General features: G+C 44.3%; 10 protein-coding genes and 1 CRISPR repeat array (1 of these 11 running past the window's edge). All 10 genes read right to left on the reverse strand.

Annotated features, from left to right (window positions below; translation table 11 throughout):
* Positions 1-3,530: a CRISPR direct-repeat array (repeat unit 37 nt; unit sequence GTTTCAATCCCTGATAGGGTTTTAGGTTGTTTTCGGC) (it extends 1,773 nt beyond the left edge of the window).
* Between the two features lie 251 nt (positions 3,531-3,781).
* The 10 genes from cas2 to QT984_RS02075 all read right to left on the reverse strand — a co-directional run bounded on the left by cas2 (position 3,782) and on the right by QT984_RS02075 (position 13,091).
* The gene (cas2, locus tag QT984_RS02030) at positions 3,782-4,057 is read right to left on the reverse strand and encodes a CRISPR-associated endonuclease Cas2 (RefSeq protein WP_172188456.1); all 276 of its coding nucleotides are present in this window, start codon (positions 4,055-4,057) and stop codon (positions 3,782-3,784) included.
* Positions 4,058-4,059: 2 nt separating this feature from the next.
* The gene (cas1d, locus tag QT984_RS02035) at positions 4,060-5,061 is read right to left on the reverse strand and encodes a type I-D CRISPR-associated endonuclease Cas1d (protein ID WP_333372992.1); all 1,002 of its coding nucleotides are present in this window, start codon (positions 5,059-5,061) and stop codon (positions 4,060-4,062) included.
* A gap of 27 nt (positions 5,062-5,088) precedes the next feature.
* Complete coding sequence (gene cas4 / locus QT984_RS02040; RefSeq protein ID WP_333372995.1) at positions 5,089-5,682, reverse strand: CRISPR-associated protein Cas4; 594 nt, start codon at positions 5,680-5,682, stop codon at positions 5,089-5,091.
* Between the two features lie 276 nt (positions 5,683-5,958).
* Positions 5,959-6,801: a CRISPR-associated endoribonuclease Cas6 gene (gene cas6, locus QT984_RS02045; RefSeq protein WP_333372999.1), complete on the reverse strand. Its 843-nt coding sequence runs from the start codon at positions 6,799-6,801 to the stop codon at positions 5,959-5,961.
* Positions 6,802-6,892: 91 nt separating this feature from the next.
* Positions 6,893-7,600: a type I-D CRISPR-associated protein Cas5/Csc1 gene (gene cas5d, locus QT984_RS02050; RefSeq protein WP_333313009.1), complete on the reverse strand. Its 708-nt coding sequence runs from the start codon at positions 7,598-7,600 to the stop codon at positions 6,893-6,895.
* Positions 7,601-7,605: 5 nt separating this feature from the next.
* Positions 7,606-8,625: a type I-D CRISPR-associated protein Cas7/Csc2 gene (cas7d, locus tag QT984_RS02055; protein ID WP_333313010.1), complete on the reverse strand. Its 1,020-nt coding sequence runs from the start codon at positions 8,623-8,625 to the stop codon at positions 7,606-7,608.
* 45 nt (positions 8,626-8,670) lie between these two features.
* Entirely contained in the window at positions 8,671-11,943 is a 3,273-nt protein-coding gene (cas10d, locus tag QT984_RS02060; protein WP_333373002.1) for a type I-D CRISPR-associated protein Cas10d/Csc3, read from the reverse strand.
* Positions 11,940-12,323 carry a DUF5615 family PIN-like protein gene (locus QT984_RS02065; protein ID WP_333223135.1) on the reverse strand — a complete coding sequence of 128 codons (384 nt, stop codon included), beginning with the start codon at positions 12,321-12,323 and terminating at the stop codon, positions 11,940-11,942. The genes cas10d and QT984_RS02065 overlap by 4 nt, the downstream gene beginning before the upstream one ends.
* Positions 12,320-12,580, reverse strand: a complete 261-nt coding sequence (locus QT984_RS02070; protein ID WP_333313012.1) for a DUF433 domain-containing protein — start codon at positions 12,578-12,580, stop codon at positions 12,320-12,322. The genes QT984_RS02065 and QT984_RS02070 overlap by 4 nt, the downstream gene beginning before the upstream one ends.
* Positions 12,573-13,091, reverse strand: a complete 519-nt coding sequence (locus QT984_RS02075) for a hypothetical protein (protein WP_333104000.1) — start codon at positions 13,089-13,091, stop codon at positions 12,573-12,575. Before QT984_RS02075 ends, QT984_RS02070 begins: the two co-directional genes overlap by 8 nt.
* Positions 13,092-13,263: the final 172 nt, after the last annotated feature.

Below are 13,263 nucleotides of genomic sequence, written 5' to 3' on the forward strand. Positions count from 1 at the left end.
TCAATCCCTGATAGGGTTTTAGGTTGTTTTCGGCTCATGAGCTAGATTCTGAATCTTATTCTTTCTTGTTTCAATCCCTGATAGGGTTTTAGGTTGTTTTCGGCGCAATCGTCGCCACTATCACGTATCCTGCACCGCCTGTTTCAATCCCTGATAGGGTTTTAGGTTGTTTTCGGCTCATGGTTGTCTAGCATTATGAAAGGTGCAATCTAGTTTCAATCCCTGATAGGGTTTTAGGTTGTTTTCGGCCTAAAGAAGGGCAAGTTGAGTCAAAGTTATTGACAGGTTTCAATCCCTGATAGGGTTTTAGGTTGTTTTCGGCAGAAATGGTGAAGCAGCTTGGGTTGGTCAGTTTGGTTTCAATCCCTGATAGGGTTTTAGGTTGTTTTCGGCGCTATAAATGCTATAACTAAGTCGAAAGTTTCTTGTTTCAATCCCTGATAGGGTTTTAGGTTGTTTTCGGCAATCTGACTTTAGTTAAATAATTAGAGAATTGTCGTTTCAATCCCTGATAGGGTTTTAGGTTGTTTTCGGCTCAAAGTTTGCGGCTCTGGCAGCGGTGCAGCTTCCAAGGTTTCAATCCCTGATAGGGTTTTAGGTTGTTTTCGGCGCCGAAACGCCTTCCGAGGCGTCTACCGGGTGGTTGTGTTTCAATCCCTGATAGGGTTTTAGGTTGTTTTCGGCCTACTATAGCTAGTGGTGCGTCACCTGTCAAGGGGTGTTTCAATCCCTGATAGGGTTTTAGGTTGTTTTCGGCGCGAGGGGTAATTATCGGAAAGAAGGGCGCGACTCGTTTCAATCCCTGATAGGGTTTTAGGTTGTTTTCGGCGGAAGAAAAAACTAAGCGATTAAGTGTTCTAGGTAAGTTTCAATCCCTGATAGGGTTTTAGGTTGTTTTCGGCGGAGAAAATAATAACACTTATTGGCGCTACGTGAGTGTTTCAATCCCTGATAGGGTTTTAGGTTGTTTTCGGCTCAGTGCCAGCGGGAGCCTTACAAGGGCTGGCAAGTTTCAATCCCTGATAGGGTTTTAGGTTGTTTTCGGCGTGATACAGCCCAAGCAGCCGCCGTCAGAAGTGCAGTTTCAATCCCTGATAGGGTTTTAGGTTGTTTTCGGCGCTTCATTGCTGTCGTCAACCCATAGCACGCCGCTAACGTTTCAATCCCTGATAGGGTTTTAGGTTGTTTTCGGCTAAAAATTGGTTTTCGTCCTGGCAGTCCTAAATCTGTTTCAATCCCTGATAGGGTTTTAGGTTGTTTTCGGCTGCTAATGAGCGCGCTGCGATTAGTATCATCCCGTGGGTTTCAATCCCTGATAGGGTTTTAGGTTGTTTTCGGCGTAACTGCATTCTGGGCGACATTCAGCATTCTGGGTTTCAATCCCTGATAGGGTTTTAGGTTGTTTTCGGCAATTTAAGAAGCGCTGCCAGTATGGAGAGTTCTTAGAGTTTCAATCCCTGATAGGGTTTTAGGTTGTTTTCGGCTAGCGCAAACTTGCACCATGTGACGGGATTGGTCAGTTTCAATCCCTGATAGGGTTTTAGGTTGTTTTCGGCCTGGCAAATCTTCCGATACACCATCCGCTGTCAGGTTTCAATCCCTGATAGGGTTTTAGGTTGTTTTCGGCCTAGGTAATTTGCCTAGTTATTATGCTATGATAAGGAGTTTCAATCCCTGATAGGGTTTTAGGTTGTTTTCGGCGGTGGGAAGGATGGGAAGAAGGTTTCGATACTAGGGATGTTTCAATCCCTGATAGGGTTTTAGGTTGTTTTCGGCAACCAGGGGCAGCAGCTACCAACTAGAAACTAGAGTTTCAATCCCTGATAGGGTTTTAGGTTGTTTTCGGCGCCACTTTTCAATTCGAGTAACCGTATTCTGGGCGTTTCAATCCCTGATAGGGTTTTAGGTTGTTTTCGGCTAAATCAGAAGAAGCAGGAGTTAAATTTATCTCTGAGTTTCAATCCCTGATAGGGTTTTAGGTTGTTTTCGGCAGCGGAAGCCGACAACCGCAGAAGCGAGCACAGGTTTCAATCCCTGATAGGGTTTTAGGTTGTTTTCGGCTAAGGAGGCCTCACAATTTCTGACTGATACTGAGGTTTCAATCCCTGATAGGGTTTTAGGTTGTTTTCGGCAATGGTTGGAGCAATAGGTGCAGCACGGTATCACGAAGTTTCAATCCCTGATAGGGTTTTAGGTTGTTTTCGGCACGACTTCTTGTGCTGAAATCAGGTTCAATTCCTGCGTTTCAATCCCTGATAGGGTTTTAGGTTGTTTTCGGCGCAATACTTCCTCAGACAAAATGGTGCTGTCCAAACGTTTCAATCCCTGATAGGGTTTTAGGTTGTTTTCGGCATACTGGTGCAGCACAAGTAAGATTTTTGGAGAAAGTAGTTTCAATCCCTGATAGGGTTTTAGGTTGTTTTCGGCTAACGAGTTTGTATTGCTTAATCGATCGGGCATATATCAGTTTCAATCCCTGATAGGGTTTTAGGTTGTTTTCGGCTTGGAGTGCTGGGGTATTTTTCTTTCTCAAAAGCGCGTTTCAATCCCTGATAGGGTTTTAGGTTGTTTTCGGCCCTCCACTACACTACGATCGCAAACAGCCAGACTAAGTTTCAATCCCTGATAGGGTTTTAGGTTGTTTTCGGCGCACAATTCCTAAGCTTTGCCCCTTCCCGTACCAGGCGGGTTTCAATCCCTGATAGGGTTTTAGGTTGTTTTCGGCTCGCTGTCGCTGTCGCTGTCGCTTTGTACTGCTGGGTTTCAATCCCTGATAGGGTTTTAGGTTGTTTTCGGCCCGACAATTTATACAACGGTTCGCTGTCTAGATTGTTTCAATCCCTGATAGGGTTTTAGGTTGTTTTCGGCCTGCGGCCAATTTCTTAAGAGAAGAGAAAGAGAAGGTTTCAATCCCTGATAGGGTTTTAGGTTGTTTTCGGCGCTGAATCTAAATGCGTTCACTTTGCTATCCTCCGAGTTTCAATCCCTGATAGGGTTTTAGGTTGTTTTCGGCGTAAATGGTGCGAGGCACGGGTACTTGGCTGGTGTGAAGCTGGGTTTCAATCCCTGATAGGGTTTTAGGTTGTTTTCGGCGCCAGAGTTCGACATCTGGGTTAGAGCCGTCCTCCTAAGTTTCAATCCCTGATAGGGTTTTAGGTTGTTTTCGGCTTGGCTTGGTGAGTCATGATTAATTGCTCGGCGTTTCAATCCCTGATAGGGTTTTAGGTTGTTTTCGGCGTGAAAAATTCTTCCCAGTCCTGAGAGTCGGCAGTTTCAATCCCTGATAGGGTTTTAGGTTGTTTTCGGCTCTCCTATAACTTGAAATTCTTGAGGCGGGGGATATGCTTTGTTTCAATCCCTGATAGGGTTTTAGGTTGTTTTCGGCTCAAATTGACGGCTATCAGGTAAGCGTGGTGTACGGTTTCAATCCCTGATAGGGTTTTAGGTTGTTTTCGGCGCTGTAGGAGGTGCAAAAGGTAGTGCGGAACTGCGAGTTTCAATCCCTGATAGGGTTTTAGGTTGTTTTCGGCCGCCCGTTCCAGAAGCCTTGCTGTATTTGGTTTTCAAGGTGCAGTTCCGTGAATCTAAAACAAAAGTACCATTCCAGCTTGCGGCTTGTCAATACCCAAATTTCCATACTCCCTCCAAAAGCTTATCCTGTAAAGCTTACAGACTTTCCGTGAATGGTTTTTTCAGACTGGGGGCATCAAACTCTTGCAGGACATGAGTTTGAGCCGAAAAATTTGATACCCCTATTTTAACACCTACCGACTCACGGAAACTAAGCAAAAAATATTGTGCGATCGGCAGGCACTACCCCACCAATACGTTCGATTTTACCCTGACAGCAAGCGCACAGCGGGAAAAACAAAATACTGTCTTCGTTGGGTTTGATGACTTTGTTCAGGCGCGATCGCAACTTTGCATACTGAGTCTCGCTCAAATCAGCACACTCAAACACACTGTACTGCATCCACTGCCCGTAAGACTTGAGCATTTTGTGAATCTTTGTCCGGCGCTTGTCTTCCGAAATATCGTAAGAAATCAGAATGTGCATATCTAGTACAAAACTAAAGGTGGATATTTGTCAATTTCGCCCATCAAATATTTCGCCAACAGCCGCCCTTGAATTTCAAAAGCTTCTTGATAGGTACACTTGCGTTTCAAAACAGGATGCTTAAACTCAGACTGCTTTTTCTTTTCATACAACTTCAGAAACTCTTTCCGTGCCGTTTCCGACAGTCGCACCACATTACTCAGCGGTTCCACAGTAAAATCATTCGGCGTCAGAATCCGGCGGTTAATCGCATTCAAAATGATACTGTCTGCTACCAAAGGGCGGAACTCTTCCATCAAATCAAATGCTAAACCCACGCGGCCGTAGCGCTGCATATGAAGGTATCCTAAATAAGGGTCAAATCCCACAATATTAATCGCACTTTGCACGTCGTGACGCAGCAGCGTGTAAGCAAAATTCATCAAAGAATTCACCGGATCGGTAGCAGGGCGGTGTCGCGGTTGAAACACAAAGCCTTCCGCGCGAATTAATTGGTTAAAAACTCCGAAATACGCGGCACTACCAGCCCCCTCGTGCCCGCGCAAAGAGTCAATATTGTCAGTTTTGTCAAGTTTGGCGATCGCATTGGAAATCTGCATAATTGCCGATGCTAAATTTAGTTCGGAATGTTCCCGCTGAGTTTGAGATAAACTGGTGCGATAATTCTTCAATTTACCCCGAATAAAACCCCGGACAACATGAATAGCTTGGGGAGTTTCCCCCGCCGCTTTCCACTGAGCATTGCGAACGAAAATGTTTTTACTTAATTCCGGTTCTAGCTTACCCAAATAGTGACCAGTATCGGTGATAAAAGTCAGAGGAATTTTCCGTTGTAGCAATTCTGCGATCGCCGCCGGAGAAATAGTCGCCCGTCCCAAAATCACCACTCCATCTAAATGAATCAAAGGCACATCCTGTAACATTTGATTTTTTGCCTTGACATTGAGGCGTTCATCTGTTTTCCCAATAAACACATCATCTTGATTGATATACAGTGTCCCCATGATTGACTCCTAAATTTGTAGTTTGGATTAATTAGCTTCTTGATAGCGCAGGACTTTATCAGCAGCTTGCGGCAAACATTGCTGATAAAGGCTGCAACCTTGACAGCGTTTGGTATAATTAGGTCTAGGCATTGTGCCTGTTTGCAGCAAAAATTGGATAGCGGTGATGGTGGCGATCGCATCCTGTCTCAAACCCTCAGAAATCTCGACTAATTGCCGCTGATGCGACTGCGCGTAATACACATATCCAGTCGCAATAGTTTTCCCCGTCATCTCCTCTAAACAAAGCGCTTGGGCGCAAACTTGCAACTCATCATTATCCCATTCCCCCTTCCGTCCCCGCTTGTATTCCACGGGGTAAATCTCACCCTCAGCCGACTCAATCAAATCCGATTTACCAATCAGTTTGTAGCGCTCGGATTTCAGCCAAATCGCCCGCACCTGCCAAGTTTCATCCCGGTTAATCTCGCCCATCGTGTGAACGCGATCGTGCAAACTCGTCCCTTCAATGGTATACTGATTATCGGTAAATTCTCCCGCACAAGACATTCGCCAGCAGCGGTGAGGACAGTAAGAATACTGGTTGAGAGTTGCGATCGAAATGTAATCAGAATCGTTCATAATTTTGATGGTTTGTAGGAAATTAGTAATTGGAATTAATTAGTGATGCCCCATTCCGCCAGGGGTTGAAACCCCTGTCTCATAGCTAAAGTCGGTTGAAACCGACTGAAGCAGTAATTTAATCATTGATGATATTTTGAGCTTATCGGTAACAGTAAGCGCAAAGGTTGAAACCGACTGAAGCAGTAATTTAATCATTCATTCTTGCAGTCCTCTTCAGAGGACTTTAGCTATTAGGCAGGGGTTTCAACCCCTGGCGGACTATGGGTTTTACGTTCAGTTATCAAGAACTTTTTTAACAACTATTCGCCTAGTCATTCCCATCCCCATCGGAGTTTTCCTCCCCACCCCGCAGTAAACAGCAAAATCAGCCAAAGCATTAATTTGCTTAATCACTAAAGGCTCCACATCTCCCAAAATCCGATAACTAACCTCCCCAACCATGCCAACAAAATCGCTTTGATAGTTAGTCAATTTTTCACTGCGGATATTGACAAATGTCGAAAAAAGTGCATCGAAGGAAAGATCGGGAAGTGCGATCGGGCTGTACTTATTCCAGCGACTGAGGAGACTATTAAAAACGCAGTCTCTAGTAGGAATCACTGAATCAAATTTGCCCTGTCGAAAGGTAGTAGGAGTCGCAAAACTGAAGGCAATTAAGCGATTAGTTTCAGAAGCGCGATCGTACAATTGAGAGTAATCGCAAGCATTAGCCCAAGGCTGATCTACTTGGGGCGTTCCGAGAATCTTAGTAATCATCAAATCGGCGGGTCCGAGATGCCACGGCTTCGAGGGATTGAGATTCAGCCAAAGCTGAGTTAACTTACCAAATAAAGTGTCATCAAGCAGAGTAATCCGCCACCAACAGAGGGTGTGTTCTGGAATCGGTTCTGTGTGTTCCCATTGGAGGAAATGGTGTTTTTTGAAAGGGCATTTTTTAGTTTGCAAAGGGCTGAGAGTGAAGGATTTTTGGGCGGCGGCATCGTGGAGGTGATCGCCGAGTTGTTTGTCAACGGAGCTCACGAGGGTGAGGAAGAGGGCGTGCAGGTGTCTTCCGGTGAGGTATCCGGGGGGAATTGGGGCCAGGGGCAGGATGTTGAGGACTAGGCTGTGCGGCATATTTGGTTAATGGTTAATGCTTAAAATTGGTTTAATTTTTATCGTTCCCAGGTAGAACCTGGGAACGCATTTCTAGAGGCTCTGCCTCCTATTAATCGGCCCGAAAGCGGTATTCCATACACGCCGGAATTTTGAGTTTGTCAAACTCGTAATATCGCCCTAGCATTTTGACATTTTGGATGAGGCTAACCGGAGGCATATTAACCACATCGTAGCTAATCACTTGATGGGAAAACATCACATCTAAAGGGTTGAGAAGATAGGGAAAGATGAAGTCTGTTTCTGAGGGCGATCGCTTCACTTCCTTCTGTTCTACAATTTCGACGGCTGCTTTGCTCATCCACTTTCCCAACCGTATCCACTTTGCCAGTTTCAGAAACTTCTCTGAGATTAGGAAAAACTCAAATTTGCTTTCCGGCGCAATTTCTTTTGTTCTTCCAAAACTAGGGATATTTTTCTGAGTTTTCTCCATCTCAACGTGATAGTTATTGTTGGCATATTTCCAAGTGTTGAGAGTAGAGGAGTGAGAAATAGGTCGCCCCGGAGTAACATAAATCCCCTGTTGGTTGAGCGCCGTTAAATGCGGCTCGTATTTAGGAACTTGTTCGGGACAGAAATAGCGATAGGAATCTTCTTCAGAAACGGTGGTGGAATAGATTTCGCTATCCACCAAACCGAGGGCGTAACAAAGCGCGTAATTGTGAATTATCGGCTCAGTTTCGTAAAGTCTCCCTATCTCGCGAGTTGCAAAATAAAGGCTATCGTGCAACTCGATTTGACAGCGGTAAATAAAAGCCACGATTTTTACTCCGTAGGTGCAACTGCTTTTTTACCTTTCTTGCCTTTTTCAGAACTTTTTAAGATATGTTTCTGAGCATAAGCTGTTGATTCGGTATTAGCTTGAGTCAGCATTGCTTGTAATTGAGTTTCATCGCTGGAAATCGATTTAACCTCTGCCAAAAGGCTATTAAAAGATTCACCGAGAAAATCACGGTGTGAGATACACTCTCCATCCATTAGTTCAGAAATTGCTCGATTCGCATGAGTCAAAACATCATCTTCATTGAGAGGATCTGGGGGATTAATTTTGCCCGCAGCACTCATCAAGTCATAGATTTTTTGCGTCCACCGCAGATTGCTAACAATCTCGCCATCAGCAAAAATTACCCCGATTAATTCATTGCGAACTCGACCTGTGCGGGTAGTTTGCGCCCCGTAGTGCCGCGTTCGGAGAATGTTGTTGAAAACGTATAGAAAACCTGTTTCTGTGGGGTCTTTCAACGTTACAATGCTGGGAAAAAAGACTTGAGGCAAAATGTGGTCTTGACTGTTAATGCGGCTGGTAACTTCCCCCTGACGGCTCATTGTTCCACTTTCAAACGGTGCATTGAGGGTGAAATTGAGGTGAGAATCGTCGAAGGGAGTGATGGAATAAGCAGTGTCTACAACTACCTTGGATTTCTCAGAACCCGAATCGCCGATCGCAAAACCGTACAAAATACAATCAGGAGTAGTTTTGCTGAAATCGACGTTGTAGTCGCACTTTTCCCAGTCGCCAATTTTGTAATTTCGCAGCAACTCGCGTCCTGTTAAACGTTCTGGTGTAGACTGTTTCCGCTTAAACATTGCTAAACGGCTGATTATGTTGTTATTTTTCTTTTCAATCCCAGCAGTTACTCTGGCTTTATTCAATTCGCCGTCAGTCTGAAATAGCGGATAAGATTCAGTGACTCGGATGGTGATGAAATGAGCATATTTTCCCATCGGTTTTGCGGGAATTTCATCGTGGAAAAATTTAGAATCGAGGGTTTTCAGGAATTTCATGGTTTGGTTTCTCCAGTACAAGGTAATTGAAAAAATGTGGACAATTTAGGCTAATTCTGTTTCTGTTTCTGGAAGTTCATCAGGTTCATCCTGCTTCTTTTCCTTGCGTTCTTTGTCGTCTTCCAAGCGATAAAGGTAATCGCAAGTATCCCGAATTAAATTGAGTTGAGTTCCTGCTAAACGAGCGCGATCGCCCTTAAAACTCCCATTAAAAATCACCTCCACAAAATATTTAGCAAAATCATAGACTGCTTGCCGTTCTTCTTCATCACTTAAAGCAGGTTTCCATTTACCATCAACCAAGGTAAATGTACGTTTTCCCTCTGCTTCTTTTCGATTGACTTTTTTCATCAAACTAGCAATTTTTGCTGCCACAAGCTGTGTTAGAGATTCAGGATCGTCTGCTAAATCTTTGTTGAATTTTAAAATAACATCAGCCCCTTCATCAATTGGCTTGAGAATTGCATTAGATTTTGGTGGTTTTCCTTTAGCTTTAGCTCGGTAAAAACGGCGGTAAAGTTCTGTCAGTTTTGCAAGTTTAGTCATGTCATCTCCTTTGAAATTGAAGTAGTAATAAAATTCGCGATACAACCGGATTTTGGCAATGGGTACGGACTCAAGTTTGTCTTGTTTCCGCAGCCATTTGGTCAGGTAGTGAAAGACATAAAGAGGACTGGTTTCTAAATCTCGCGCTAAATCTGACAATTTCCCCCAGTCGGGATTGCCATCTTTTTTGCGGTTAACTTCTAAGTGAATGCAGTAAGCGGCACTTAGAGCATTTAGCGGTGAAAATTTAGGCGGATTTGATGGCGGAGGCAAAATGCCGTCTAAGCGATATTCATCTTGATTAATCAGAGAACGAATTGCTTGATGTTCGCCATCAATCACAACGGTTTTTTCAAAATCTGCACCGCTAATGAATGGCGGTACTGGCGACTCGGATGCCACTGTTTTGACATCGAGGATTAGCGGTAAAGCAAAGGCTAACCAAGCTGGCATTACCCAAGATTCCGTATCTGTGGCATCTTTTCCTGGTGGCAATGCTAGGAAGAAAAAGGTCAGCGGTTGATTGTCGGGATAGCTGATCTTGAAAGTGCGATCGTCTTCTGCTTGCAAATTCTCCTGAATCAATAATGAATCAACCTGTTGATACTTGTCAAGGGTAAAATTGGCAATTTGTTTGTCAGTAATTAAGTGCTTGCGAATATCAGCATCAAATCTCGTCCTAGCAATCCAACTATAAGCTTTCTGAAGAAACTTGTTTGTTTCTGGAGTAAAGAAGTAAGCGGGGTAAAGATAGAGATAGCGGTATTTGCGGCCTTCAAAGTCTCCTCCTGTGGCATTGGTTTGATTCATCAAAATTTGTCTCAGCATGATTTCGATAGACCAAATTGAGCAAATCTGACGCTTGGCAGCTTGCGCGTTAAACAAAATTTGGCGGTTGCTGTAAACTTGGGGAGTAAATAAAGTCGCCGCTTCCATTTGTTCCGTCACAGTGTAAGCCGAACTCGACATCGCACAAACATTTTCGCGTCCTCTCCCTGTGATTTTGGCTGCACTGTACCGCGCCAATTCTAGTAAAAACGGATCGGTTTCTGGTTGGACAACTGCCCCCGTCGGTAAGGAAACAATGCGGCTGACATAAGTCCGCAAATCGTTCCAGCCGTCGGGAATTTCAAACTTTTCGGCAATGGGTTTGATGAGAGTGGTGGCACATTCAACCATATCGGTTAAAACGGCACGAAGTTGAGCTTCATCTCGTCCTTTATTTCGTTCAAAATATTGTGCAGCTAAGTAATACCAATCCAGAGGAACGCCGCCTGTTTTTTTGAGAGATTGAATTGCTTTTAAAGCGGGGATTTGGTCGGATAAACCTAAATGTTCCGCAAGTTTTTGAGTCAAATCTAATTCCGGCGGGCTTTGCCGTTTAGCTTTGGGCAATTCTTTCTGAGAATTACTCAAGCGTTCCTGCCATTTATTCCAAATGCCCCGACACAGGATATCCCCAAATTCTGCTAGCCTATCAATCCGATAATCTTCGGGAAATTCCAGATTCAATTCACCGGGTAAATCTCCATCTTTTTGGAAACTTAGCAAGCTGTCGCTGCGCTTTTTTGCAGAGGATGCTTTGGTGCTGGTAATGAGTTTGCAAGCTGCGTCGATGCTAACTCCCATGAGTTCGATTATATCAAAAAACAGCCAATAGAATTCACCAAACTTAAAGCCTTTTCCATCTCGGCTAAATCCGGTTGTTTTGTCTTTCAATCTCTCGGCACACAGGTTGCGAATTTTGGCTATAACTTGGTTAGGAATTTCAGCAGTTTCGATGGCCGGTGCATCGGTTTTAGCTAGATAAACAGCACCATCTGGCAAATACAGCAGCGGCGTATAAAACTCGCTGGGATGAGCGTCCATTAGAGCATTGTTAATGATATTTGTCAATACTCCGCGATTGTCTGAGAGGGAGTGATAGCTAAATTTAAGTTGTCCGTTGCTGAGGGAAGTCAAAACTTCAGATAAACCGTTAGCTTCGGCATCGCTGGGATGTTTGATAACTGAGGCGAATAAGTCTGAGAGTCTGACTAAATTGGCTATAGTTCCCCTGATTCTACCATCGAGTTTAGGCTGCAATCCGCGAATTTCCAGACCGCGATCGCTATCATGTTTGACTCCGGCGTTGTTGCTCATCCAGACGAGATCATCGATGTGCGATCGCCAATTTTCGCCTAATAAACTATCTAATCCAAGTTGTTGAATTTTGAGAGCAACATAATCGCGTCCAAAATTGGGGGCTTCGTCTTTATGAGGTGGTTTGTCTCGCCAGTCTCGGTTGGCAAATTTTCCCTCTAAATCGTTAGTTTTCAGCCATTTACAATAATCGGGAAACTTATCGAAGTCGTGCAGGATGTACGATGCTACGAACAAAGATGTTTCTGTTTCACCGCAGTTGCGTTTAACAGGATTAGTTTCAGGTGTGTCTGTTTTGAGTTTCTTGATAATTCGGTAAGTTGGGAATAAGCCGTTAAGCAGATGAGAAGTAAAGGATTGATCGTGTTTGCTGCGATCGACATTGTTGCCTTTTGCGCGCATATCTTCTGTAAATTGACCGCCTTTGGCTGTGGCTCCAACTAGCTGCTGAATCAGTTTTGGTAGGACATTTTCGGCGAAAGATGTTAAAAGGCGATCGCCCTGATTTCCTGCCGTTTCTCGAATTGCTTCTTTAAATAAGCGAACTGTCAAAAGTTGGTATTTTGCAGGCGTTTCACTGTCATCATCATCGGAAGAATGCAGCCATTGGTAAAGTTCATCTACATTCATGATTCTGTTTCCTCTGGTTGAGTGGGTTGATATTCCTGAATCGTACCCTGTCGAATAATCCACAATTTCCCAAAAACTTCTGCTTGCTCTAATCCGAGGATTAACGTTTCTATTGCTTCTCTCCACTCTGTAAAATTGGCACGAGATGTTAGCCGAATTACAACAATCCCCGCATATTCAGATGGATTAAACCGCATCCGATTGCCAAAACCGCGATCGGCAGTAACTAAACATCTTTCCTCTTGACGACAAACATTAATCAGTTCCACATCGGGTGCTGAAGTCAAACCTTGGTTTGGTACTGTTTCTACGTCATGCCCTGCCAAACGTAAAAAGGTAACAACGCGAAGATCGACATTTTCATCTAGCTTTAACTTCACGTAGTTGCTTCCTCCTTTTTTCCTAATGGAATGTCGGTATAATAATCTCGCGTTACTTCGGCACCGTAAGCAATACAAGCGAATATATCGTCTCTTTCTATGCTTGGATATGCTTCTAGGATTTCCTCAACAGTCATGCCTCCAGCTAGGTAGTCAAGGATTAGGGAAACCCAAATGCGGTGGCCGCGAATGCAGGGTTTTCCAAAACAGATATTTGGATCGATCGAAATTCGGGACAGTAAATTATCTCTAGTCATTGGTCTTCCTCCAGGTTTCGCGCAATTCATTTAAACAAATCCACTGGTGATTCTTCTTAACCTCGATGTACTCCCAGCCATTAGCTGAACCGCGATTTATTTTTGTTGCCAAGGGACTCGGTTTATCAAAATCTTGTCCGTCGTAAACAATGGTTCCTTTCATGGAGATTTCCAGGCTATTGATATAGTCCCGACCTAACTTTTTTGCAACATCCCGCTTCAGTTTGACTCGCACAGGCATTCCTCGCTTGGTGATACCCGCGTCAAGTAGCTGAGTCAGCTTGACATGGGAGTTGTCCGCTTTCTCCTCTGAAGTCTGGCTGGCAAGTGCCAAATCGAGAGTTAACTGAGTCGGTGGTGTCTCCGGTTTACTGGGCTGCTGGGGAAGGGCTGTTCGATCAGGCGGCTGTGACGGATTGATATTTAGGCGTTTGGGGAGCCAGTCGAGAAACGAAGTCCTTAGCAGTTCTGGCATCTGAGAGATATCGCTGTCGTTGAGATGAATATCCATAAGAAGTCTGTTGAGGTTGTTCTCATCGTGCCATCCTCTCCTCGCGAATGTCAAGTAGTTACTGTAGCCTTATTGATGAAGACTTACTGTAGCCTTATGGTTAGTCGCCAGGAACAACATGGCGTATTATTGAGTAAGGAGCAAAGGGCGCAGTTCAGTGCTGCATTAGTAG

The sequence above is a fragment of the Microcoleus sp. Z1_B2 genome (genome assembly GCF_036700325.1).
GTDB lineage: Bacteria > Cyanobacteriota > Cyanobacteriia > Cyanobacteriales > Microcoleaceae > Microcoleus.

What these genes read in the sequence shown, in the direction of transcription:
- cas2 (WP_172188456.1), bottom strand. Translation starts at nt 4,057, where the DNA reads ATGCACATTCTGATTTCTTACGATATTTCGGAAGACAAGCGCCGGACA.
- cas1d (WP_333372992.1), bottom strand. Translation starts at nt 5,061, where the DNA reads ATGGGGACACTGTATATCAATCAAGATGATGTGTTTATTGGGAAAACA.
- cas4 (WP_333372995.1), bottom strand. Translation starts at nt 5,682, where the DNA reads ATGAACGATTCTGATTACATTTCGATCGCAACTCTCAACCAGTATTCT.
- cas6 (WP_333372999.1), bottom strand. Translation starts at nt 6,801, where the DNA reads ATGCCGCACAGCCTAGTCCTCAACATCCTGCCCCTGGCCCCAATTCCC.
- cas7d (WP_333313010.1), bottom strand. Translation starts at nt 8,625, where the DNA reads ATGAAATTCCTGAAAACCCTCGATTCTAAATTTTTCCACGATGAAATT.
- cas10d (WP_333373002.1), bottom strand. Translation starts at nt 11,943, where the DNA reads ATGAATGTAGATGAACTTTACCAATGGCTGCATTCTTCCGATGATGAT.
- QT984_RS02070 (WP_333313012.1), bottom strand. Translation starts at nt 12,580, where the DNA reads ATGACTAGAGATAATTTACTGTCCCGAATTTCGATCGATCCAAATATC.
- QT984_RS02075 (WP_333104000.1), bottom strand. Translation starts at nt 13,091, where the DNA reads ATGGATATTCATCTCAACGACAGCGATATCTCTCAGATGCCAGAACTG.